Origin of the sequence: Ottowia sp., from assembly GCF_047975795.1 — a bacterium.
GTDB lineage: Bacteria > Pseudomonadota > Gammaproteobacteria > Burkholderiales > Burkholderiaceae_C > Ottowia.
In genome coordinates this window covers 1-23,593 of sequence record NZ_JBKEEE010000066.1, presented here as the reverse complement: position 1 = coordinate 23,593, position 23,593 = coordinate 1, and the positions used below count along the sequence as shown (strand labels likewise).

At 61.7% G+C, this 23,593-nt stretch carries 21 protein-coding genes and 2 pseudogenes; 14 read left to right on the top strand and 9 right to left on the bottom strand.

What is annotated here, in order from left to right; genetic code table 11:
• Window positions 1-55: 55 nt before the first annotated feature.
• Both miaB and ACK5NW_RS10375 read right to left on the bottom strand, forming a co-directional pair.
• The gene (gene miaB / locus ACK5NW_RS10380) at window positions 56-1,396 is read right to left on the bottom strand and encodes a tRNA (N6-isopentenyl adenosine(37)-C2)-methylthiotransferase MiaB (protein WP_416927730.1); all 1,341 of its coding nucleotides are present in this window, start codon (window positions 1,394-1,396) and stop codon (window positions 56-58) included.
• A 123-nt stretch (window positions 1,397-1,519) separates the two neighbouring features.
• Complete coding sequence (locus ACK5NW_RS10375; protein ID WP_416927728.1) at window positions 1,520-1,795, bottom strand: hypothetical protein; 276 nt, start codon at window positions 1,793-1,795, stop codon at window positions 1,520-1,522.
• A gap of 383 nt (window positions 1,796-2,178) precedes the next feature.
• On the opposite strand from ACK5NW_RS10375, the gene ACK5NW_RS10370 reads away from it, so the two are divergent.
• A complete protein-coding gene (locus ACK5NW_RS10370; protein WP_416927726.1) occupies window positions 2,179-4,656 on the top strand; it encodes an adenosylcobalamin-dependent ribonucleoside-diphosphate reductase in 2,478 nt (825 codons plus the stop codon).
• A gap of 99 nt (window positions 4,657-4,755) precedes the next feature.
• Here ACK5NW_RS10370 and mnmA read toward each other — a convergent pair whose 3' ends face one another.
• From mnmA to ACK5NW_RS10355, 3 genes are all read right to left on the bottom strand, one after another.
• A complete protein-coding gene (gene mnmA, locus ACK5NW_RS10365) occupies window positions 4,756-5,919 on the bottom strand; it encodes a tRNA 2-thiouridine(34) synthase MnmA (RefSeq protein ID WP_416927724.1) in 1,164 nt (387 codons plus the stop codon).
• A 78-nt stretch (window positions 5,920-5,997) separates the two neighbouring features.
• Window positions 5,998-6,774 (bottom strand): glycine zipper 2TM domain-containing protein, encoded by a 777-nt coding sequence (locus ACK5NW_RS10360; protein ID WP_416927722.1) that lies wholly within the window; start codon window positions 6,772-6,774, stop codon window positions 5,998-6,000.
• A gap of 226 nt (window positions 6,775-7,000) precedes the next feature.
• Window positions 7,001-7,900, bottom strand: coding sequence for a hypothetical protein (locus ACK5NW_RS10355; RefSeq protein ID WP_416927720.1), 900 nt, complete (start codon window positions 7,898-7,900; stop codon window positions 7,001-7,003).
• 240 nt (window positions 7,901-8,140) lie between these two features.
• Between ACK5NW_RS10355 and ACK5NW_RS10350 the strand changes: the two genes are divergently transcribed.
• From ACK5NW_RS10350 to ACK5NW_RS10320, 7 genes are all read left to right on the top strand, one after another.
• Window positions 8,141-8,716 (top strand): YaeQ family protein, encoded by a 576-nt coding sequence (locus ACK5NW_RS10350; protein ID WP_416927718.1) that lies wholly within the window; start codon window positions 8,141-8,143, stop codon window positions 8,714-8,716.
• 88 nt (window positions 8,717-8,804) lie between these two features.
• Window positions 8,805-10,709 carry an ABC transporter permease gene (locus ACK5NW_RS10345; RefSeq protein ID WP_416927717.1) on the top strand — a complete coding sequence of 635 codons (1,905 nt, stop codon included), beginning with the start codon at window positions 8,805-8,807 and terminating at the stop codon, window positions 10,707-10,709.
• Window positions 10,709-11,497, top strand: coding sequence for an ABC transporter ATP-binding protein (locus ACK5NW_RS10340; RefSeq protein ID WP_416927715.1), 789 nt, complete (start codon window positions 10,709-10,711; stop codon window positions 11,495-11,497). Before ACK5NW_RS10345 ends, ACK5NW_RS10340 begins: the two co-directional genes overlap by 1 nt.
• Entirely contained in the window at window positions 11,490-12,218 is a 729-nt protein-coding gene (locus ACK5NW_RS10335; protein WP_416927713.1) for an ABC transporter ATP-binding protein, read from the top strand. The genes ACK5NW_RS10340 and ACK5NW_RS10335 overlap by 8 nt, the downstream gene beginning before the upstream one ends.
• A 157-nt stretch (window positions 12,219-12,375) precedes the next feature.
• A complete protein-coding gene (gene pncA, locus ACK5NW_RS10330) occupies window positions 12,376-13,011 on the top strand; it encodes a bifunctional nicotinamidase/pyrazinamidase (RefSeq protein ID WP_416927734.1) in 636 nt (211 codons plus the stop codon).
• A gap of 8 nt (window positions 13,012-13,019) precedes the next feature.
• Window positions 13,020-13,925 (top strand): hypothetical protein, encoded by a 906-nt coding sequence (locus tag ACK5NW_RS10325; RefSeq protein ID WP_416927711.1) that lies wholly within the window; start codon window positions 13,020-13,022, stop codon window positions 13,923-13,925.
• A gap of 142 nt (window positions 13,926-14,067) precedes the next feature.
• Window positions 14,068-15,321, top strand: a complete 1,254-nt coding sequence (locus ACK5NW_RS10320) for a nucleoside recognition domain-containing protein (RefSeq protein ID WP_416927709.1) — start codon at window positions 14,068-14,070, stop codon at window positions 15,319-15,321.
• A gap of 12 nt (window positions 15,322-15,333) precedes the next feature.
• Here the strand turns inward: ACK5NW_RS10320 and ACK5NW_RS10315 are convergent, their stop codons facing one another.
• Window positions 15,334-16,389, bottom strand: coding sequence for a hypothetical protein (locus ACK5NW_RS10315; RefSeq protein WP_416927707.1), 1,056 nt, complete (start codon window positions 16,387-16,389; stop codon window positions 15,334-15,336).
• A gap of 49 nt (window positions 16,390-16,438) precedes the next feature.
• Window positions 16,439-17,371 (bottom strand): 16S rRNA (cytidine(1402)-2'-O)-methyltransferase, encoded by a 933-nt coding sequence (rsmI, locus tag ACK5NW_RS10310; RefSeq protein WP_416927705.1) that lies wholly within the window; start codon window positions 17,369-17,371, stop codon window positions 16,439-16,441.
• Window positions 17,372-17,413: 42 nt separating this feature from the next.
• Between rsmI and ACK5NW_RS10305 the strand changes: the two genes are divergently transcribed.
• The 4 genes from ACK5NW_RS10305 to ACK5NW_RS10290 all read left to right on the top strand — a co-directional run bounded on the left by ACK5NW_RS10305 (window position 17,414) and on the right by ACK5NW_RS10290 (window position 20,579).
• Entirely contained in the window at window positions 17,414-17,839 is a 426-nt protein-coding gene (locus tag ACK5NW_RS10305) for a YraN family protein (protein ID WP_416927732.1), read from the top strand.
• A gap of 144 nt (window positions 17,840-17,983) precedes the next feature.
• Window positions 17,984-18,910, top strand: coding sequence for a DUF2272 domain-containing protein (locus ACK5NW_RS10300; protein WP_416927703.1), 927 nt, complete (start codon window positions 17,984-17,986; stop codon window positions 18,908-18,910).
• A 119-nt stretch (window positions 18,911-19,029) separates the two neighbouring features.
• On the top strand, window positions 19,030-19,629 hold the full coding sequence (locus ACK5NW_RS10295; RefSeq protein WP_416927701.1) for an SIS domain-containing protein: 600 nt from the start codon (window positions 19,030-19,032) through the stop codon (window positions 19,627-19,629).
• Window positions 19,626-20,579, top strand: coding sequence for a BON domain-containing protein (locus ACK5NW_RS10290; protein ID WP_416927699.1), 954 nt, complete (start codon window positions 19,626-19,628; stop codon window positions 20,577-20,579). The genes ACK5NW_RS10295 and ACK5NW_RS10290 overlap by 4 nt, the downstream gene beginning before the upstream one ends.
• A gap of 20 nt (window positions 20,580-20,599) precedes the next feature.
• On the opposite strand, the pseudogene ACK5NW_RS10285 reads toward ACK5NW_RS10290, so the two are convergent.
• Window positions 20,600-20,707, bottom strand: a pseudogene (locus ACK5NW_RS10285) (IS5/IS1182 family transposase); the annotation flags it as partial.
• A 164-nt stretch (window positions 20,708-20,871) separates the two neighbouring features.
• Window positions 20,872-21,302: pseudogene (locus ACK5NW_RS10280) on the bottom strand (IS5/IS1182 family transposase); the annotation flags it as partial.
• Window positions 21,303-21,678: 376 nt separating this feature from the next.
• On the opposite strand from ACK5NW_RS10280, the gene ACK5NW_RS10275 reads away from it, so the two are divergent.
• Together ACK5NW_RS10275 and ACK5NW_RS10270 are read left to right on the top strand one after the other, a co-directional pair.
• Complete coding sequence (locus ACK5NW_RS10275) at window positions 21,679-23,070, top strand: hypothetical protein (protein ID WP_416927697.1); 1,392 nt, start codon at window positions 21,679-21,681, stop codon at window positions 23,068-23,070.
• Window positions 23,071-23,076: 6 nt separating this feature from the next.
• Entirely contained in the window at window positions 23,077-23,448 is a 372-nt protein-coding gene (locus ACK5NW_RS10270) for a hypothetical protein (RefSeq protein ID WP_416927695.1), read from the top strand.
• Window positions 23,449-23,593 lie beyond the last annotated feature (145 nt).

Sequence of the window (23,593 nt, the reverse complement as noted above, 5' to 3'; positions counted from 1 at the left end):
TTGAAGGCAGCATAACGCTGGCTGCCCACAACGCAAAGTGTGGGCGAGCGCGACGTTAGTGGAGGGTCTCGGCGTCCAGCAGGGTGCCACGCAGCGAGTGCGGCAGGGCATCGTCGATGTGCACGTCGACGAACTGGCCGATCAGGCGCGGGTTGCTGGCGCGGAAGTTGACGATGCGATTCTGCTCGGTGCGGCCCTGGAGCATGCCCGGGTCCTTCTTCGAGTAGTCGCTGACCAGGATGCGCTGCACCGTGCCGACCATGCGCCGGCTGTTCTCGAAACCGTTCTGGCTGATGCGGTGCTGGAGCAGGGCCAGGCGCTGTTTCTTCACCTCGTCCGGGGTGTCGTCGAGCAGGTCGGCGGCCGGCGTGCCGGGGCGCGAGCTGTAGATGAAGGAGAAGGAGAAGTCGAAGCCGACGTCATCGATCAGCTTCATGGTCTGCTCGAAGTCCTTTTCGGTCTCGCCGGGGAAGCCGACGATGAAGTCCGAGCTGATCAGGATGTCCGGCACCGCTGCGCGCAGCTTGCGGATGCGCGACTTGTACTCCAGCGCGGTGTGGTTGCGCTTCATCGCCGCGAGGATGCGGTCGGAGCCGGACTGCACCGGCAGGTGCAGGTATTTGACCAGCTGCGGAATCTCGGCGTGGGCCTGGATGATCGCGTCGGAGAACTCCAGCGGGTGGCTGGTGGTGTAGCGGATGCGCTCGATGCCGGGGATTTCGGCCACCACTTCGATCAGCAGGGCAAAGTCGGCCACGTCGGACGTATCGCCCATCGGCCCGCGGTAAGCGTTGACGTTCTGGCCCAGCAAGGTGACCTCTTTCACGCCCTGGTCGGCCAGGCCGGCAACCTCGGTCAGCACGTCGTCAAACGGGCGGCTGAACTCCTCGCCGCGCGTGTAGGGCACTACGCAGTAGCTACAGTATTTGGAGCAACCCTCCATGATCGAGACGAAGGCGCTGGCGCCCTCGACCCGCGCGGGGGGCAGGTGGTCGAACTTCTCGATCTCCGGAAAGCGGATGTCCACCTGCGGTGCCTGCTGGCGCTGGCGCTCGGCCAGCAGCTCGGGCAGGCGGTGCAGGGTTTGCGGGCCGAACACCACGTCGACGTAGGGTGCGCGCTTGATGATTTCTTCGCCTTCCTGACTGGCCACGCAGCCGCCCACGCCGATCAGCACGCCTTTTTGCTTGAGGTGCTTGACGCGGCCCAGGTCGCTGAACACTTTCTCTTGCGCCTTCTCGCGCACCGAACAGGTGTTGAACAGGATCAGGTCAGCGGCTTCGGGGTCGTTAGTCGGCTCGTAGCCTTCGGCAGCGGCCATCACGTCGGCCATCTTGTCCGAGTCGTACTCGTTCATCTGGCAGCCGAAAGTTTTGATAAAGACTTTGCGGGACATGGGCTGTCTCCGTGAGAAAAGGGCAAATGGGTGAATGCGCAAAAGCAGCCTGGGCGCGCAAGGCGCGGGCTGCTTTGGGAGGGGCCAGCCGCACAACCGAAGCGGGGCGCTGGCAAAGCGTTTTCAGTTGCTGTAAGAAGGCAACGCGTCGCTGCTGACCGGCTGGGGCTTGGTCGAGTAAGTGCGCTTGGGCTTGAGCGGCTCAGCGGCTTCTTGCTTGGTCAGAATCCACACCTCGTTGATGTCGCCACGGCTGCGCTTGTAGTTGACGATGGCCACGCGCCCGCGCACTTTGTAGGGCATCAGGATGGAATTGCTCTCATCACGTACGCGCACCGAATGGGCCAGGCGCTCGGGCTTGCCATCGACCAGCACGTTGGGGTAGTCGACAAACGCCATTTCAGCGCGCTCGACTTTTTTGGGAAACGAGCGGTCGGCCCAGGATTGCGAAGGAAAAAACGCGCTAGCGCTTATCAATAAAGCGCCAGCAGCTACAAAAAACTGATTGATTTTGAGGCGTCGGCAGCGGTTCATGGTATCTGTCCAGAGGCTGTGAAAACCCTGATTTTAAGCGCCCATGTGGGCTGGCGACTGCGATGGTGGGCGACATGGTGATCATGCATCCTCATTTCCGTGAAGCTTGCACAGTCTTTCAAATGGTGAACTCCATTGGTGTAAAAATCGCGCTCATGGCTGCTTGGCACGGTTGATCCGTCGGGCGGCCTTCAGTGCTTTTTCCGCCCCACTTTTGCCGCCTATTTTTCTCTGCCCGGAGCCACGCCATGAAAAGAGACACGTTGCCCACCATGCCAGCCCAGTTGCCCGAGCAACCCATTTGCCGCGACGTGCTGGCAGAAAAGTACTTCAAGGCCGGAGAGACATCGCGGGAACAGTTGTATGGCCGCGTGGCACGCGCGTTGGCCAGTGTGGAAAAGCCGGAGCTGCGGGTCGAATGGGAGCAGAAGTTTTTGGACAACCTGTACGCCGGGGCCATTGGCGCGGGCCGCATCATGAGCGCGGCGGGCACCGACATTCAGGCCACGCTGATCAACTGCTTTGTGCAGCCGGTGGGCGACGCCATTCAGGGCGTGGACGACGAAGGCTACCCCGGCATTTACGAGGCGCTGCGCGAAGCGGCTGAAACCATGCGCCGCGGCGGCGGCGTGGGGTATGACTTTTCGCGCATCCGGCCGCGAGGGGCCTTTGTCAAAGGCACGGCCAGCATGGCCAGCGGGCCGTGCAGCTACATGAACGTGTTTGACCAAAGCTGCTCCACGGTGGAAAGCGCGGGCGCACGGCGCGGTGCGCAAATGGGCGTGCTGCGCATCGACCATCCGGATGTGCTGGAGTTCATCACCGCCAAGCGCACGCCGGGGCGATGGAATAACTTCAACGTATCGGTGGGCGTGTCCGACGCTTTCATGCGGGCCGTCGCCGACGGCGGCGACTGGGAGCTGGTGCACAAAGCCGAACCAGGCGAGCGGGTCAAAGAGCAAGGCGCTTACCAGCGCGCCGACGGGCAGTGGGTGTACCGCAAGCAACCTGCGCGCCAGCTGTGGGACACCATCATGCAATCCACCTACGACTTTGCCGAGCCGGGCATTCTGTTTCTGGACCAGATCGGACGTGACAACAATCTGCACTATGCCGAGAAGATCGAGGCCACCAACCCGTGCGGTGAGCAACCCTTGCCGCCTTACGGCTGCTGCGACTTAGGCCCCATCATCCTGACCCATTTTGTGCGCCATCCGTTTGGCGTGGGTGGCGAGCCGGTGTTTGACTTTGCCGCGTTCGAGCAGGTGGTGGCCACGCAGGTGCGCGCGCTCGACAACGTGCTGGATGTGACCTTCTGGCCGCTGGCGCAGCAGCGCGCCGAAAGCGCTTCCAAGCGCCGCATCGGCGTCGGTTTTACCGGGCTGGGCAACACCTTGACGTTGCTTAAATTGCGCTACGACCGCGCCGAAGGCCGCGCCATGGCGGCCGAGATTGCGCGCTGCATGCGCGATGCGGCTTACCGCGCCTCGGTGGCACTGGCGCAGGAAAAAGGCGCGTTTCCCAAATTCAATGTCGAGGGTTATTTGGCTGATGGCACTTTTGCCAGTCGCCTGCCGGATGATTTGAAGGCCGATATCCGCAAGCACGGCATCCGCAACAGCCACCTGCTGTCCATCGCCCCTACTGGCACCGTCAGCCTGGCCTTTGCCGACAATGCCAGCAACGGCATTGAGCCGGCCTTCAGTTGGGGTTACACCCGCAACAAGCGCGAGGCTGATGGCAGCAAAAGCAGCTACACCGTGGAAGACCACGCCTTCCGCATGTACCGCGCGCTGGTGGATGCCAGCGTGAGCGCCGACAATCCCGCCGCACTGCCTGAATATTTTGTGAATGCGCTGCAAATGAGCGCGCAAGACCACGTGGCCATGATGGAGGTGGTGCAACCGTTTGTAGACACCTCCATCAGCAAGACGGTCAACATCCCGCAAGACTATCCGTATGAAGATTTCAAGGATTTGTACCGTCAGGCGTGGCAGGCGCAGCTCAAAGGGCTGGCCACCTACCGCCCCAACAACATTCTGGGCGCGGTGCTTGAAGTTGCGCCCGCCAAGAAAGACGAGCCTGCCGCCGCCGTGACGCAGCCTGCCTACGACCCCATGCGCACAGTGATTGAAAAACGCCCGGCGGGCGGCTTGCCTGCGGTGGCGGAAAAGATTGATTACTGGACGCACGAAGGCCAGCAGCGGCTGTACGTCATCGTCACCTTTTTGCCCGTGCCCACGGCGGATGGTAAGGGCATGGTCGAGCGGGCCATTGAGTTTTTCATGCCTGTGGGGCAAAGCGGCGAATCGCAGCAGTGGATCACCGCCACCATGCGCATGCTCAGCCTGGCTGCACGCGGCGGTTTTTTGGATCGGGCGCTGTCTGACATGCGCAAAGTCACCTGGGATCGCGGCCCGGTGCGCCTGGGCACTTACGAAAAAGCCGACGGCACCCATGTACCGCGCTGGCACGACAGCGAAGTGGCGGCTATGGGCTACGCCATCGAAAACCTGATCGCTGCGCGCGCCCAGGCCGGACAAGGACAACTGTTCGATGCAGACGATTTGCCCGCCCAGCCCGAACCCGTGATGGCCCCGGCCGCCATGGTTAACCCCGGCGTCATGGCGGGCAAGAAATGCCCTGAATGTGGTGCACACGCCATGATCCGCAAAGACGGCTGCGACTATTGCACCCAGTGCGGGTTTGTGGGCAGTTGCGGTTAAGGCGATCGTGGCGGTACGCCGCACATGACTTTTGTTTCTGCTGTTGACGCTTGTCTGGCATGCGTCAATAGCTTTTATTTCAATAGCAAATTGACCCAATCAGAGTGCTTTGGCGGTGATCGGCGCGGCTGATGTGGGGGGCCGATCCTGTGGCACCGAGCTGGCAATGACGCCGCCGCCCAGGCAAATCTCGCCGTCGTACAGCACCGCGCTTTGCCCGGGCGTGACCGCCCATTGAGGCGCGTCGAACCGCAAGCGCCATGGGCCGGGAGTGTCGGCGGCCTGCAAGGCGCACGCTGCGTCTTGCTGGCGATAACGGGTTTTGGCAGTCAACGCGGTCATTTCGGGCGCAGCGCCTGCCGTCCAGGCCGCATCGTCAAATACCAATTCGTGCGACAGCAGCCAGGGGTGGTCGTGGCCTTGCACCGCCACCAGGGTGTTGGTCGCCATGTCTTTGCGTGCGACGAACCAGGGTGCGTGGTCACCGCTGCCGCGCGGCGCACCTTTGGCCTTGACGCCGCCAATACCCAAACCTTGCCGCTGTCCCAGGGTATAGAACGACAGGCCCACATGCTCGCCAATGGTGCGGCCGCGCTCGTCCTTGATCGGGCCGGGCTGGGTTTGCAGATAGCGGCTCAAGAATTCGCGGAACGGTCGCTCGCCAATGAAGCAGATGCCGGTGGAGTCTTTCTTTTGGGCGTTGGGCAGGCCAATCTCATCGGCGATGCGGCGCACCTCGGTTTTGTGCAGCTCGCCCACCGGAAACAGCGTTTTGGCCAGTTGGGGCTGACTCAGGCGGTGCAGGAAATAACTTTGGTCTTTGCTGGCGTCCAGCCCTTTGAGCAGCTCATGCCGCTGCGTGTCGGGGTTCAGCCGTACTCTGGCGTAATGTCCGGTGGCGATTTTTTCGGCCCCCAGGCGCATGGCGTGGTCCAAAAAGGCTTTGAACTTGATCTCGGCATTGCACAGCACGTCCGGGTTGGGCGTGCGGCCTGCCTGGTATTCGCGCAGAAACTCAGCGAACACGCGGTCTTTGTAATCGGCGGCAAAGTTGACGTGCTCGATTTCGATGCCAATCACGTCAGCCACGGCGGCGGCGTCGACAAAATCGACGTTGGATGAGCAGTATTGGCTGTCGTCGTCATCTTCCCAGTTTTTCATGAAGATGCCGACCACCTCGTGCCCCTGCTGTTTGAGCAGCCAGGCCGTCAGTGCCGAATCCACGCCGCCCGACAGGCCCACAACAATGCGGTGATGTGTCATGCCCGGATTATCGGCAAGCGCGTGGGCGCGCGCCAATACAAGGCCATCCGGCCGTGCATCAGGGGTGCAGCACTTCTCTCAGAATCCGATACCCAGCCCAACGCCGCCGTGGCGGCCAATGCGCCCGCCAATCGACAGGTTGATGCCCACCGGGCGCACATACACCGGGGCCGGACTGACCACCACAGGCGCTGCCGGATAGGTGTTGTACACCGGCCCGGGTGGATAGGACGACGGGTAAGAAGAAGGGTAAGGATAGGTTTGACCGTATTCCCCCGGCTGCGGTGATGATTCCCCTGCTGCCGGGTAGGCGGGATAAGCGGGGTAAGCAGGCACGGGATAGGTAGCCACCGGCGCAGGCTGCACCGGGTAGCTTTGCACTGCACCGGGATCGTTGTACGCATAGGCGGGTGCAGGCACCTGAATCCACTGCCCAGGCGCACGCGCGGTCTGGGTACGATAGGTTTGCCCGCCCAGGTCATAAGTCACGTTGTAGCCGATGATCTGGTTTTGGTAATGCGTGGCGCAGCCTTGGTATGCACGCTGGCTGGCTTCAGCCGTGTTGCCCAGGATGGCCCCGCCCACTGCGCCCAGCAGAGCGCCCACCGCATGGCCGCCGCCGTGGCCAAACTGGCTGCCAATCAGCCCGCCGGTGATGGCACCCACTGCCGCGCCTGCGCCCGTGGGCTGTGCGCCATACGGGCCGCAATCGGATACGGGCACCTGCTGCACCACCGGCTCGGTGGACAGCACCCGCGCCGTGACCATGGTTTGGGCCTGGGCGGCGGTGGCCGCCAAACCCAATGCGGCCAAGCCAATCCAGCGCAGTGGTGAGACATGGGGCATTTTTGTCATCGGAAAAAACCTCGCAGCAAAGCCGAATGCAGCCCTGCATTCGCACCATGTTCCAACGGCTGCGCGGCCTTGGGGGCCGACCATCTTTACACCCGGCTCACAAAAACTGTGTCACAAAGCCCTTGTCACAGGGCGGTAGCGGGTGAAGTTGCGCCGGTTTTGTACGCCAAAGGCATTCTTGCGGCGGCGCGAATGCGCTTTGGGGCGAAGGGCTGTTTGGGGTGTTTTATGTGCTTTTTATCTGGCGCAAAGCATAACCCGCCAGACCCAGCATCAGTGCCGCCATCAGCCACAGCCCCAGCGTGCTGGTGGTGGGCACCGCTGTGGCCGCCGTGCTGGCGCTCAGGCAGGTGGTGCCCGCGCTGGTGTTGCGGTAGACAGCCACGTTGTCCAGCGCAATGTAGGTGTTTTCGCCCTGGGCGGCGCTGCCGTTGCCGCTCAGCGTCACATAGGCTTGCGATCCACTCAGCATGGCGGCGGTCAGCGGCAAAGTGACCGAATGCGACGTCCATTCCATGGTGAAAGGGGGCGTGGTGGAAGTTCGCGTGCCGACCACGGACTGGCTGCTCAATGGGGGCGCAGCGCCAATCGTGGCCGCATCAAACACGTTGGCAATGGCCGCTGGTGCCACAGCATCGTAGTAATACGCGCTGTACAAAGGCCTGCTTGCGCTGCCCAGTGCCGACAAGGACAGGTCAAAGTTGACCGTCACCGACTCCATGTTGACGCAGGTGTTCATGTCGACTGGCACAGCCAGTGCATCGAAATTGGTCGTGATCTGGGGGGCGCTGGCGGCGGCGCTGGGAAACACCGGCGTGCCCACGGGCGAACCCATCATGCCCAGCGCATAGCTGCCGTGGCCCGATGAGACATCGGTGTATTGGCCATCATTGAGCCAAATGGTTTCAATGGTGGCACCACCAAACAACGAACCGATCTGTGGTGTGGATGGATGCAGGGTGGCCACGGCTTCACCGGACACATCGACAAAATCCGCATGCGGCACAAAAGGCGCACCCAGCGTTTCAAACCCCGCGCTGTCGTAGTAAAGCACCGAATCAGCATAAGCCAGCGGGCAGCAGCCCAGCGCGATCAGCGCTGAAATAACCAGTGATTTCGTAGTCATTGGGTTGGGTCCTTCCTGCGCCGCAGGTAACAATGTTGAGATGAAAGAGATAGCTTTTTACTACAATTCCAATGAAGCGCAATTTATAACAAAAAAGATTCGTTTGTTAAATCAATTTACAAACAATCTTTTTCTGAATGGCCAAATTTGAGTGCGCATTTCAGCCCGCCATGAAATGCCATTTGCGCAAACCAGTTAAGTACCAACAGCTATACAATCAATAGTGAATACAGTTCATCCATGGCGCTCAAATCTACTATCTTCAAAGCCGATGTGCAACTGGCCGACATCGACCACGCTTGTTACACCGATCTGGCGCTGACGCTGGCGCTCCACCCCAGCGAGACCGACGAACGCATGATGGTGCGGCTGGCGGCGCTGGCGCTCCATGCCCATCAGGTGCAGGATTTGTGCAGTGGCGATGCCCACATCGGCTTTGGTGCGGGCCTGTCCAGCCCGGACGAGCCTGACGTGCAACTGGTGGACTTCACCGGCCGTACACGGCTGTGGATCGAAGTCGGCCAGCCCGAAGACAAGCCCCTGGCCAAGGCGTGCGCCAAGGCCGATCAGGTGCTGGTCTACGCCTATGGATCGGCGGCTGATGTGTGGTGGCGTGGCATGCAGGGCAAAGTGACGCGATTGGACAAGTTGAGTGTGTGGCGTTTCCCCGCCGCCCAGGCGCAGCAACTGGCCTCATTGGCCGAGCGCAGCATGCAGTTGCAGGCCACGGTGCAGGAAGGGCAGATCACCCTGTCCAGCGTGCGCGGCAGCGTGACGCTGGAGCCGCTGGCCTACAAGCTGGCCCGCATGGGTTGAAGGGTTACCGGTGATGGTTGTGTGGGGCCATGTCGCCAGCAAGCGTCGGGTACGGTGCTCTTTTGTTGTCACCATCTGAGCGCGCGGCATGAATTTTTCTGGCCTGATGGTGCAACTGCTTGGCGGGCTGGCCAGCGCGTCGTCGCTGTTTTTGGTGGCGGCTGGGCTGTCGCTGATTTTTGGCGTCACCCGCATCGTCAACTTTGCGCATGGCTCGCTGTTCATGCTGGGCACTTATCTGGCCTATACGTTGGTTGAGAGGCTGAGTTTGCTTTGGGGCGCAGCTTGGGCTTTTTGGCCCGGCGTGGTACTGGCGGCGCTGGCGGTGGGGGTGCTGGGCGCGTTGGTTGAGTGGTTGCTGCTGCGCCGCATCTACAAAGCGCCTGAGCTGTTTCAGTTGCTGGCCACGTTTGCGCTGGTGCTGGTGATCAAGGATGCGGTGCTTTTCTTCTGGGGGCCGGAGGAGTTACTTGGCCCGCGCGCGCCGGGGCTGCAAGGGTCGGTAGAGGTTTTGGGGCGGCAGTTTCCCAGCTATGACCTGTTTTTGATGGTGGTTGGCCCGCTGGTGCTGGGTGCGGCGTGGCTGCTTTTAAAGCGCACCCGCTTTGGCACGCTGGTGCGCGCGGCCACGCAAGACCGCGAGATGGTGTCGGCGCTGGGCGTCAACCAAACGTGGTTGTTCACGGCCGTGTTTGCCCTGGGTGCGTTGCTGGCGGGCCTGGGCGGGGCGCTGCAATTGCCGCGCGAGCCGGCGCATCTGGAGATGGATTTGCACACCATCGGCGCGGCCTTTGTGGTGGTGGTGGTGGGTGGCATGGGGTCGCTGCCGGGGGCGTATCTGGCGGCGCTGCTGATTTCGCTCATCAAAGCGGTGTGCGTGTGGCTGGGGGTGGTCGATTTGTTTGGATACGCCATTAATTTGTCCAAGGCCACGCTGGTGGTGGATTTTGCGGTGATGGCGGCTGTGCTGATCTGGCGGCCCTGGGGCTTGCTGGGCAGGCCGCAGGGGCGCAGCCGACCTGTGGGTGAGGCTGAGGCCCCGCTGCGTCCTGCAGGGGCCGCCTACAAGTGGATCGCCGCAGCGTTGCTGGCGCTGCTGGTGGCGCTGCCCTGGCTGGCCGACTCGCCCTATGCCGTGGTGCTGGCCACTGACTTAGCGGTGGCGGCCCTGTTTGCGGCCAGTCTGCACTTCATCATGGGGCCGGGCGGGCTGCATTCGTTTGGCCACGCAGCCTATTTTGGCGTCGGCGCTTATGGCGCGGGGGTCACACTGGCTGTGTTGGGCTTGCCAATGGAAGCGGCCCTGGTGGCCGGACCGCTGGCGGCTGCCATTGCGGCGGCGGTGTTTGGCTGGTTTGCGGTGCGTCTGTCGGGGGTGTATCTGGCCATGTTGACGCTGGCCTTTGCGCAGATTGCCTGGGCGATCACCTACCAGTGGGACGATGTGACTGGCGGCAGCAACGGCCTGACCGGCGTGTGGCCCTCTGACTGGCTGGGTGACAGCCGCCGCTATTACTGGCTGGCGCTGGCTTTGGTGACGGTGGGCGTGCTGGCCTTGCGGCGCATGTTGTTTGCGCCCTTTGGTTACGCGCTGCGCGCGGGGCGCGATTCGCCCTTGCGGGCCGATGCCATTGGTATTGATGTAGACCGTGTGCAGTGGCTGGCCTTCATCATTGCCGGGCTGTTTGGTGGTGCGGCAGGGGCGGTGTATGCCTTTTCCAAGGGCAGCATCTCGCCCGAATCCATGGCAGTGGGCAAATCGATCGATGGGTTGGTGATGGTGTTGCTGGGTGGCATTCACACGCTGGCCGGGCCGGTGGTGGGGGGCGTCAGCTTTACCTGGTTGCAAGACAGCGTGGCGCGCCACACCGATTACTGGCGCGCCGCGCTGGGGGTGATCATGCTGGTGCTGGTGGTGGTGCTTCCAGACGGCATCGTCGGCGGGCTGCAAAAACTGTGGCGGCGTGTGACACCCCGCCAGAAGGGAGCGTGATGCTGACGGTGCAGCACCTGAGTAAGTCATTTGGTGGCGTGCAAGCCGTTGATGACGTCAGCTTTACCCTGGCCCTAGGCGAGTTGTTGGCGTTGATTGGCCCCAACGGTGCGGGCAAATCCACCACCTTCAATATGGTAAATGGCCAAATCAGGACCGACCGTGGATCAATCCGGCTAAACGGGCAAGAGCTGGTGGGCCTGCCGCCACGCGCCATCTGGCGCTTGGGTGTGGGGCGCACGTTCCAGATCGCTGAAACGTTTGCCTCGCTCACGGTGATTGAAAACGTGCAAATGGCCTTGCTGTCGCACGCCCGGCGCATTTACAGCCTGTGGCGGCGGGCGGCGACCTATCAGCGTGATGAGGCCATGACCCTGCTGGCGCAGGTGGGCATGGCCGGGCAGGCCGACCGCCCGTGCAGCGCACTGGCCTACGGCGACGTCAAACGCGTGGAGCTGGCCATGGCGATCGCGCACCACCCCAAGCTGCTGCTGATGGACGAGCCCACCGCAGGCATGGCCCCCAGCGAACGCCATGCACTGATGGCGCTGACCCGGCAACTGGTGGCCGAGCGCGGCATGGCTGTACTGTTCACCGAGCACAGCATGGACGTGGTGTTTGCCCACGCCGACCGCATCATCGTGCTGGCGCGTGGCAGGCTGATTGCAGAAGGCACGCCGCAGGGCATCCGCGCGCATCCTGAAGTGCAATCGGTGTATTTCGGCAGCGGAAAGACTTTTGAAGCTCACGGCGCAGGCCACTCCTTCAAGGAGGCCGCAGATGACTGACCCGCTGCTGCAAGTGCAAGGGCTTGACGCCTGGTACGGCGCGGCGCAAATTCTGTTTGACGTGAGGCTGGAAGTTGGACGCGGCGAAGTGGTGGCGCTGATGGGGCGCAACGGTGCGGGCAAGTCCACCACCTTGAAAGCCATCATGGGCCTGCTGGCGCGCCGCCGGGGTGCCATCGACTTCATGGGGCACGATCTGTCACGCGCCGAGCCGTATATCTGCGCCCGGCTGGGCCTGGGTTTTGTGCCGGAAGACCGGCGCGTGTTTACCGATTTGACGGTGCTGGAAAACCTGCAAGTCGGCAGGCAACACCCGCGCTACTGGCCCGATGGCAGCGCCGCGCCCCATTGGTCGCCCGCGCAGTTGTTTCAGCTTTTCCCCAACCTGGGCGAAATGCCGCACCGCCCCGGTGGCCAGATGAGCGGCGGCGAGCAGCAAATGCTGACGGTGGCGCGCACGCTGATGGGCAACCCTTTTGTCCTGCTGCTGGACGAACCCAGCGAAGGCGTGGCCCCGCTCATCGTCGAGCAGATGGTGCACATGATTCAGGCGCTGAAAGCCCAGGGCGTGAGCATTTTGCTGAGCGAGCAGAACCTGCACTTTGCCGCCCTGGTGTCTGAGCGCGCCTACGTGCTTGAAAAAGGCCAGATCCGTTTTGCAGGGCGCATGAACGAGCTGACTGCCAGCGAAGAAGTGCGGCGCATGTATTTGGGTGTATGAGTCGGGCGTGGGCGTGGGTGCCGAGCGGCTTGAGCCACGCCTGGCCTTGCAGCGTGGATGCAGCGCGCGTCATGGACAATCATGCCCATGTTGTGTATCCACTTGAAAAGGTAAAGGTTTGACGAGCGCTTCTTCAGCCACCCCAACCACCCCCATCATGCCGTCCAGCCAGGCCGCGCTGATCGTGGTCGACGTGCAAAACGACTTTTGCGACGGCGGCGCGCTGGCCGTGCCCGGCGGCGCGCAGGTGGTGCCCGTCATTCACCGGCTGGCACCCGCGTTCAGCCACATTGTCATCACGCAAGACTGGCACCCGGCAGGGCACCTGTCGTTTGCCAGCGCACACCCCGGCAGGCAACCGTTTGATACCACCACTTTGCCTTATGGCGAGCAGGTGCTGTGGCCCGAGCATTGCATGCAAGGCAGCCATGGTGCGGCGCTGCACCCTGACTTGCACCTGCCCACCGCGCAACTGGTCATTCGCAAAGGCTGCCAGCATGCGGTCGACAGCTATTCGGCTTTTCAAGAAGCCGACCGCCAGACGCCGACGGGGCTGGATGGCTACCTGAGGCAGCGCGGCATCAGCGCCGTGTTCGTGTGCGGTCTGGCGACCGACTTTTGCGTCGCCTGGACGGCGCTGGACGCACGCCGCCTGGGCTACGCCACCTGTGTGGTTGAAGACGCCACGCGGGCCATTGATCTGAATGGTTCTTTGGCGATGGCTTGGGAAAACATGGCCACACAAGGGGTGCAGCGCGTGCAAAGCGGCGACATCGCGGGGCACAACGGGTGAGGTGATGGATGATCACTATCTTGTTGGGGCTGGCCTGCGTGGTGGTCGCTGTATTGTGGGCGTGGCTGGTCATGCGATTGCGCCGGCGTTTCTCAGCGTCCTATGGTGGCCAAACTCTGAGCGGACTGTGGATGGTGGTGGCGGTGGTGCCGCTGGCCGCCTTGGCTTTCGTGATCGTGCGCATGGAAGATCAGGTGGCAGCGTATGGCTACCGGTTCGAGCACGTGCGGCCAATGCAAACGCAATGCCGCCAGCAGCGCGATGGACAGGCGTGCCACGATCTGGCGCAGCTTTATCACCAGGGTAAAACCGTCGCTTATGACAGCACTTCAAGATGGCGTGGTGGTACTTCAAACCGGCGCGTTCAGGTGATTCGCCCCGACCCCGATCAAGCTGTCCAGTTTGCGCAATGGGCTTGTGAGGCCGGCCATGATGAGGGCTGCCTTGATGCCGCCGTCTGGGGTCGCACCCCAGCTGAAGAGCTGGCCACTTTGGCGCAGGGGTATTGCCAAAAGCAGGTGCTGCTGGGCTGCGATGTGTATTTGTCGAAACACCCGCAGGCATTGCTGTCGGATATGTTGACCGAGGCGCAGATCCAAGCCTTGTGTGCGACGCGCAACGTGTCGGCCTGTATTTACCAGTCGCGCGACGCCATGGCCGCGCTGCTGCGCGCGCCGGAAAGGCCATCGGTCAGCCAGATCATGCAGATGGTGAACGGTTTCACGCTGGGCGCGCTGGCCCATCGGCCCGAAACGGCGGCCCAGCAAGCGGCGCAGGTGCAGCTCCAGCAGGTGGTGCAGGTGCAAACGCTGGGATCGACCCTCATGCAACCTGACCCGCAAGCCCGGCAAGCTCTGCTGGAGCGCATGATGGCCGTGCCCATGCCTGCGCTGGCACCGCTGGATGCGCCGTAACTTCAGTCATGGTCAGCCACAGGCAGGCTGTGCAGGCATCGCCCAGAAAATCGAAGGCGTTTTATGCCTTTGGCGCTTGTCTATCAAGCGAAAACAGCTATTAAAATAGAAGCGCTTTAAAGCGAATGCATCGGAGGCGCTGTTGGCACTGAATCTGGTCTGGCTGGTGTTTTTTCTGAGCGCCATTGGCACGGCGCTGTGGCAAACCGTGGCGGGCGGCGACATGCAGGCGCTGCCCCGCGTGATGATGGCCATGTTCGATGCGGCCAAGACGGGTTTTGAAATCTCTTTGGGCCTGGTGGGCGTGATGGCGCTTTGGCTGGGCATCATGCGCATGGGCGAGCGCGCAGGTGTGATTGACCTGCTGGCGCGCGCCGTCAACCCGGTGTTCCGCCACCTGTTTCCCGGCGTGCCTGCCGGGCACCCGGCGCAGGGCGCGATGACGATGAACGTCAGCGCCAACTTGCTCGGGCTGGACAACGCGGCCACGCCGCTGGGCCTCAAAGCCATGCAGGAGCTGCAAGCGCTCAACCCGCAGGCCGACACGGCAACCAACGCGCAGATCATGTTTTTGGTGCTGAACACCGCCGGGCTGACGCTGATCCCTACCTCGGTCATCGCCATCCGGCAAACGCTGGCGGTCAAACAGGGCCTGGTGGGTTTTAACGCCGCCGACATTTTTTTACCCACGCTGCTGGTCACGGCGTGTTCGTTGCTGGCGGCGCTGCTGGCGGTGGCGCTGGTGCAGCGCATCAATTTGTGGCGCGCTGCGTTGCTGGGGCCGCTGGCGGGTTTTGTGGGGGCGGTGGCGCTGCTGCTGTGGTGGCTGTCGGGCTACCCGCCCGAGCAGGCGGCGCGCTGGATGGGGGTGATCGGCGCGGGCTTCATCCTGGCCGTGGTGGCGCTGTTCGTGCTGGCCGGTGCGTGGCGCGGCGTGAACGTGTACGACAGCTTTGTCGACGGGGCCAAAGACGGCTTTGGCGTGGCCGTGGGCATCATCCCCTATCTGGTGGCGATGCTGGTGGCCATTGGTGTGTTTCGCGCGGCGGGGCTGATGGATACGCTGATGGGTGCGCTGGCCGCAGGGGTGACCGCGCTGGGCCTGCCCACTGATTTTTTGCCCGCCGTGCCGGTGGGGCTGATGAAGGTGCTGTCAGGCTCGGGTGCGCGCGGCGTGATGGTGGACGTGATGCAAACCCACGGCGTTGATTCGTTTGCAGGCCAACTGGCCGCCATCGTGCAAGGCTCGACCGAAACCACCTTCTACGTGCTGGCGGTGTACTTTGGCAGCGTGGGCGTCAAAAACACCCGCCACGCCCTGCCTTGCGCGCTGCTGGCCGATGCCGTGGGGCTGGTGGCGGCGATCTTGATTGGCTACGCTTTTTTTGCGGCATAGGCCCATGTGGCGTTATTCCTGCACGGCTGGCCGATAAACGCGCGCGGCCAAGGGCTGGTGTACATCGGCCAGGTAATGAAAGCGCTCGTCTGGCGGCAACAAATCCTGAATGGCTTCAAACAGTGCCTGGTGCGAAAGGTTTTGCCGCATCAGGGATTCGACGCGCGATTCGTCAGGCGTCCATTCGCTTTGGCCCAAGGCACGCTCGGCCACGCCTTCGGCGCTCAGACGCTCGTACACAAAAGCCAGGTCGTATTGAACCTCCTCCCATTCCAGTGCCGTCACTGCGCCGCTGCGCAGCAGGTGGTCTTTCAGGGCCTCTTCAGTGGCTTCTTCAAAGCTGGCCAGATACCCCGCATAGCCCGTGTGCCATTGCGCATCGGTCAGCTTGGGTGCGGAATGGCCGTGCGCCAGCACTTCCTGGGTGGCCTTGGCTTTCCAGGTTTCAAAAGACGGCAGCGACTGCGACAGGCGGTAATCCATCATGTGGGCGTACATCCTGGTGTTGAGCTGGCGCAGGTTTTGCGGTGTGGCCATCACCACCGTGGCTTGCCGGGGGCGCGCAGCCAGCCATTGGGCGAGGTCTTTCATCGGCGTATCGGCAGGAAAGGGCCGGTACTGCATGTCGCTGGGGTAATCCTCGGCGTTGTAGTTCGGGTTGGTGCCCGCGCCCAGCACCGCGCCGCTGTCGTAAAAGCGGATCAGATCGACGGAAAACAGCCGGTCATTGGCCTCAAACACCAGCGCCAGACTGCCGTTTTCAGGGTGTGTGCCCGCCCACAGTTGCACGCCGGGCAATTCGTCGAGGGTGTAGCGCCCGGCAGACTGGTAGCCCAGCGCTTTCAGCTCGCTCATTACTCGGTACACATGCGAGTCGGTGAACTTGAGCTTTTCCAGCGTCATCGTGATGCGTGCCGACACGCTCTGCTGGCCGACGACCATGCCCGCGAAGCCTGGCACGTCTTTCATCAAGCGCTTGAACCACCAACCGATGCCCAGCTTGAGCAGCAAAAACAGCCCCAAAAACGTCAGCGCGATGGTGGCCAGAACAATGCCTACGGTGGACAAGATGAAACTCCCTTTTTGTAACGACGAAACGCAAAAGTGTAAAAGAGTTTTATTCGTCAGCGTTGGATTGCCACGCCAGCGCCTGCGCATACAGCGCATTGCGCGGCGCGCCGGTGATGTCGGCGGCCAGCTTGACGGCGGTTTTCAGGGGCAGCTCGGGCAGCAGCAGGCGCAGCACGCGTTGGGCATGGGCGGCGTCTTGGTCGGGCGCGGTGGCGGCGGGGTGCAGCACCAAAGCAAATTCACCGCGCTGGCGCTGGACATCGGCGTCCAGCCAGACGGGCAGTTCGGCGCAGGCCAAGGTGGCCACTTGTTCGTGCTGCTTGGTCAATTCGCGCGCCACGGTGATGCGGCGTGCGCCCAATGCGGCCAGTGCGTTGGCCAGTGCGGTGATGCGGTGTGGCGCTTCGAGCAGCACCACGGCGCGCGCTTCTTGCACCAGCGCGGCCACGGCGGTTTGGCGCTCACCGCTTTTGGTAGGCAGAAAACCGGCAAACACAAAGTGGCCATCGCCCGGCAAGCCAGCCGCACTCAAGGCCGTGGTGATGCTGCTGGCCCCGGGCACAGGCACCACGCGCAAGCCAGCGGCCGCACAGGCGGCAGCCAGGCGCGCGCCGGGGTCGCTGATGGCGGGTGTGCCCGCATCGCTGACGCAGGCCACGCGCTGGCCTTGTTGCAGGCGCGCGATGATGCTGGCGGCCGCCTCGGCCTCGTTGTGTTCGTGCACGGCGATCAGTGGCTGGCCGTCGATGCCGTAGGCGCGCAGCAACTGCTGGGTGTGGCGCGTGTCTTCGCAGGCAATGGCGTCCACCCGTTGCAGCACGTGCAAGGCGCGCAGCGTGATGTCGGCCAGATTGCCAATCGGTGTGGCCACCACATACAGTGCACCGGCCGGATAATGCTGCGGGCCAGCCGCGTGCGCGGCGGCCTGCAAGGCGGTATCAAACATCGGTTTGCCGACTGAAGGCATGACAGTCACCATGGACAACACTTTCTTGATGGGCGGCACCTGCACGTGGCCGCGTTGAAATTTCAGTGGCCTGGCCGCAGCGCTGCAACGCCTGCGGTTTCACGCACAACGGCTGCGGCCCCGACGGCGCGCGCGCGCGGCAGCGCGGCTGAAGATGCGGCCTTGGCCCACCTGCTGGCGCAAGGGTTGCAACTGGTGGCGCGCAGTTATCGAACGCCAGGGCGCGGCGGCGGCGAGATCGACCTGATTGTGCGCGAAGCCGATGGCACGCTGGTGTTTGTGGAAGTGCGTGCGCGCGCTAACGCCTCGCGCGGCGGTGCCGCTGCCAGCGTGGGGGCCACCAAGCAGGCGCGCCTGGTGCTGGCCGCGCAGCACTATTTGCTGCGCCACCACCATAGCCCGCCGCGTTGCCGCTTTGATGTGGTGGCGATGGATGGCCCGCACATTGAATGGCTGAAGGCGGCGTTTGATGCCGGTTGATGTGGCGCATCAACGATGTGGTGCAAGACGATGCGGCGCGTTGACGGGACAGGACGGGCCAGCTTATGGTGTCGTTCCATGAAAATTAGGGTTCCCCACAGGTGGACGGCCACTTGTTCTTGGCTTCGATCAGCGGCGATCGGCATGGTCTGCATGCTGGGCGGCGAGCTGTCGGCCCTGATGTTGGCGCAGGATCTGGCTGCTTGCAGGCAAGATGCACTCAAACCACCGCCCGAGTTGGCACAGCGCCTGGCGGCCATGGCACTGGCTGAGCACGCACGCATGGGCGGTGCCTTGATCAATACCCAGGGCGCTTTGATACGCGCAGGTTTGGCCGAGGCCGAGCGCGACCGCCCGTCGGATGATGCTCCGCCCACCTGGCAGCGCGTGTGGGGCTATTGGGAATCGGCCGGAGTGGGCTTGCCCGCCAGTGAGTTCGCGCTGACGGCCGTCAAGCGGGCCGCGCTGGTGGACACGCCCTGGTCGGCCGCGTTCATCAGCCATGTGATGCGGCGGGCGGGTTTGGATGAGGCGCAGTTTCACTTTTCAGCCACCCACCAGGCGTACGTGCGCGCCGCCTTCACCAGCAGCGCTGATGAGGCCCGTGCAACGCCCACCGCTTACGCCTACCGCGCCTGCAACGCATTCATGACGCAGCCGCGTGTGGGTGACGTGCTGTGCAGCACGCGCGGTGACGATGCCGATGTGGATACCTTCCCCCGCTTGGGGCGGGCGCTGATCTGGCGCTCTCTCAGCATGCACTGCGAGCTGGTGGTGGAGAAAGGAGATTTTCACATCGCCCTGGTAGGCGGCAACGTGCTGCAAACGGTGGTGTTGCGCCAGATGGCGCTGCAAACCAATGGTACGGGCTTGTTGTGGCCTGCTTACATGGCCGCAATACATGCGAACCAGACGGTCATATCCAGATCACAGCCGTCTGAAGGTGCCGTGCAGTCGCTGTGGCCTGAGACTTATTTGAGCCAGCAATCGTGGAGCGTGCTGCTGCAATTGCGCCCCGACACGCGCGCTGGCGCACCTCAGGTGCAAACGCCGCTGCAAGCGCGCCCATGAGGCGGCACCGTCAAGCAAATCAGAACATACGCAAAAACGTGCAAACCGCTGATTCAAAAAGCAACCGTTGCTCCTAAATTTGAATCAAACGGGGTGCTCTGCGGTTATGATCGGCAGCGATGCTTGAACCACGCATACAACAGCAATTCATCGACAGCGCCGACCTGAAATACCAGTGGGCGCAAAGCTTGTCGCGCCCGGTGGCCGACGCCGCGCAGGCGCTTTTGGCCTGCGTCACCGGTGGCGGCAAGGTGCTGGCCTGCGGCAACGGCGCTTCGGGCGCGCTGGCCCAATACATGGCGGCTTTGATGCTGGGCGGGCTGGAGCGCACGCGGCCTGAGCTGCCCGCGCTGGCGCTGGGCGCTGACGCCGCTGCGCTGACCGCTGTGGCACGACGCGGCGAATACGCCGACACCTTTGCCGCCCAGGTGCGCGCGCTGGGCGCGGCGGGCGACGTGCTGCTGCTGCTGTCGTCCAACGGTAATGCGGTGAACCTGGTGCGTGCGGCGCAGGCCGCGCATGAGCGCGACATGGTCATCGTCGCACTCACCGGCCACGGCGGTGGCGAGCTGGGCCACCTGCTGCGCGACACCGACGTGCACGTGTGCGTGGCCCATGAAAGCACTCCGCGCATTTACGAAGCGCATCAACTGGTGTTGCACAGCCTGTGCGACAGCCTGGATCAACAACTGCTTGGCGAAGAGGAGAGTCCGGCATGAAGAGCATGAACAACCGTTGGATCAGTTTGGCGCTGTGCTCGGCACTGGCGGGCGTGGTGCTGAGCGGCTGCACAGCCGCTGTGGTGGGTGGCGCGGCGGCGGGTGGCGGCCTGGTCATGGCCGACCGGCGCAGCCCGCAAACGCAATACGCCGACCAGGCCATCGAGCTGCAAGCCGATTCGCGCGTGTCTGAAGCGCTGAACAAACAGGGCCACTACAACGTCATCAGCTACTACCGCAAAGTGCTGCTGACCGGCGAAGTCGCCACGGCTGAAGACCGCCAAAAAGCGCAAGCTGCCGTCGCTGGCGTGCCTGAAGTGGTGGGCGTGGTCAATGAGCTGGCGGTGATGCCCGATTCAGCCCTCAGCCAGCGTTCGTCCGACACCTACGTCACCAGCAAAGTCAAAACCAACCTGCTGAACGCCAACGGCGTGCCTGCCAACAGCATCAAAGTGGTGACCGAACGTGGCACGGTGTACCTGATGGGCCGCCTGACCCGGCGCGAAACCGAGCTGGCCACCGAAGTGGCGCGCACCACCAGCGGCGTGGAGCGCGTAGTGCGGGTGGTGGACTTCATCAGCGAGCAGGCCGCACTGCACCCCAACGACCCTTATGGCACCAACGCCACCGCCGCACCCGTGTCAAGCAGCGGCGTCACGGTGCCCGACGCCTCGGCGGTGCAGTCGCAAGCCACAAGCGCGGCAACCAATGCCGCCACCAATGCCGCCAATAACGCAGCGAACAGCGCAGTGAACACGGCCAATGGTTCGGTCAGCAATGCCAGCAGCACGGCCAACAGCGCGATCAGCAATGCCAATAGCAGCGTCAACAACACGGTGAACAACGCCGTAAACAACGCTGTCGTCACCTCGCCAGTCACGCAGCCCACCATCGTGCAGCAGCCTGCGGCGCAACCGATTCAGGTGCAGACGCTGCCGCCTGTGCAGTAGGCGCGCGCGCCTGGGGCGTGCTAGCACAAACTCCTGAGTCCACCGGCGATCAATACCCAGTTGATGAAGCCCGCGAACATCAAGTCCAGTGTCTCGAAGCGCGAGAAAATGCGCTGGTAGCCCTTCAGAGCGTGTTCAAAGTCTCTGCGCGGGTGTGTGGGCGCGGCCTCGGGCGGTCTGCTGCGTTGCAAATCCTCGCGATACCGCCAGGTATTGCTGCGGTTTGCGCCTTGCAGCCCATCCCGATCCGCATCCCACACCCCTCACGCTGAGACTTTGAACACGCTCTCAGACGCCTGGATAACCGCTCGATCTCGTTTCGCCCCTTGTGCATGGCTTGGTCATATTCCCAAGGCTCGACGCGCGTTGACAGAGGCGGCGCAACCGGGATGTCGCCAAGATCAAGTGCCAACGGCCGGGCTTCGTAGTCCTCACAGGCGCGATCCATGAGCAGGTGCAAAGCTCGATGGCGCGCGCCCAGGCTGCGCAGCAGCGCACGGCCTTCTGGCGCATCGTGCATCTGCCCAGGAGAGAGCGAGAGCGTTACGGCTGTTCCAGCACCCGCGACAGCCCGATGAATCTTGGTGCTGCAGCCGTCACCGGGTTTGCCAATGGCTTGCGGGTTGTTTTTTCAAGCACATCCATGCCGTCAGGATGCGCCTTGATGCTAGTCAAATCGAGCGACACTGCCTCCATGATGCGCACGATCTGCGCCATTGGCAGGCACCACCCTGCGCAACGCGACCAAATGAGCCAGAAACGCCGTCGCTCCACCGCTGCCATCTGGCGCAGGTGCGGCAAGCCATGACAGCACACAACGGGACGCCCCCCAGTACGCATGAGCCTTCTCGGTCGACAGCGCCAGATGCCGGTAACGCACCGCCGCGCGCAACTAATCGAGCAGCTTGGGAGCAGGCGAGGCATTATACTGTTCATAAAAACAGTATAAACACATTGTATGCTGAGTGGCAACGGAATTGGAGGTCGTCGCGCGCATCGGTCTGGTGTCGGGTTAACCATTATGATGCGGTTATGCAAGATAAATCACGTTATGCGGCAGGAAAGAGCGCAGCGAAATGCTGGCTATAGAAGGTTGATCATGAATCAAGAGTGGATTCTTCAAACAAAGGAAACTCGCCGAACATTCTCAAACGCGACATGGGTTCCATTAAGGGCATCCATATATGAAGAAAAAGGAAATGTTAAGAGTATTAGCTATATCAGCGAATATTTTGGTTGTGGGTCTGCTGCGTTTCCACCAGAAAATAGAAAATTGGTTGAGGAGCGCCTGAGCTGGAGTGAAATCGGGATAGGTCATACCGTAGCGCCTTATGCCTACGAAGATGGCTATTACGCATCCATTGATCAGTTTCAGTACAACGATAAAGAGCCAATAGGCGTTAACCTCGTTTTTGAGCATCCTCAGCCTATTGTTGGTGGGAGGCAATGGATATTAAATCCTGATCTTGTGGTTGCTCTCCGCCTGATAAAAGAAGGAACTAACTGGGTTAGACCCGAAGAGAACTTGGTTGTGGTGGCCCGCGAGAGTTGTGATGACAACGGCGAGCATCGTCTGATCGAGATCAAGCGAGAATTTCTCGTTGACTATTTGGCCGCAAGAAATCTCTCGCTTCGCCTCTCTTATTACCGCCAAAGAGTAGAGAACGTACCTCTGCTTGAAGACAGCAAGTACGCAAACCTAAAAGAACATAAAGAGGAGCGAAACGGCGGCCGCTTTGAGTTTCTAGTTCGCAGCATTAATAACGTTTTCGGAGGTAGCTGGGCGATGTTTCGTGCTTGGCGAACTGACGTCGATGAAGATGAAGACGCGCCTGTGATGGGGCCAGAAAGTGACCACAACACCGGCCACGAAAGCTCGCAAGGTCAACGTGGCGGTTATGAAGGTGTTCGGGTTGAAGGTGAATTCTGGCGAGATGAATGGATTGAACATCAATCCCAAAGCATGCGAGTTCGTGGAGATGCAGACACAAATCTCCCTCAGTTTATTGTCGAGACTGACGGCAAACGTATGGCATCTTCCGAACTGGACAATGAGGATGTTGGGCGATGGCTTTGGTTTCGTTCAAGTGTAGTAACCGACCTTCTAGGCCACCGCGGCTTCGTCCTGAAGTGGTACACGGGGGAGACTGGTGCTATTTGCTCGACCTCCGGCTATGCCACGCACTTCGGAATCAATTCTGCTGACTTGCTAACAGTCTACGCTTACGACATCGCTCGTCTCCCTGCTTGGGAGCAGCATATCTGGGCGGCACACAACGTTGCGCCAGACGGGAAGGTCTCGGGAGAATTGTTGTCAGCGCAGGTAAAGTCCCAACCGGCGTCTACACATGCGGTTGAGGAGATATTCTTTGGAAGTATGCGAATGCTCGAACAAGGCTTTCGCGACAAGTTCGGGGTTGACTTGTTCAATCACGATATCGATGACGACTCGGCTATGCAGCAAATATCTCGTTTCCATAGCAGGGACTAGGCGTCATTGTTAAGGCTGGCGAAAGAGATTGTTCGCGCATTCTCAGACCGACTCAACATCCTCGATCTTCGCAATCTTTCAACCCACGCGAAAAAAGATAAGCTCGGTTCAAACAAGCTTCTGCAAGATATTTTGTCCCAAAAAATTGGGACCGATAAGGCCCGCCAAGTCTTTGCCGAAATTGCTGGTACCTATGACATGCGCGTCGGCGATGCTCATCCGACTGGATCAAAAGTTACAGACGCAATTAAGCTTGCAGGCATTGACCAAAGCAGCTCGTATCTAAGACAAGGTGAGCAGCTTATCCACAACTTCGGGCGAGCGGTTTGGTATACAGGCAAATATCTCTTCGGACAACCTGAATCCCATGAAATCTAGGCCACAGCCGCATAACTCAAGTGTTAGCTGTCGCATCCCGGACGATTGGATGACTTTGGTCGCCTGTGAAACAGGTGCGACTTTTCATCGTACCAATGCTTCATTGCTTCGATGGGCGTTTTGGACTTCAGGGCCGACTGCGGCA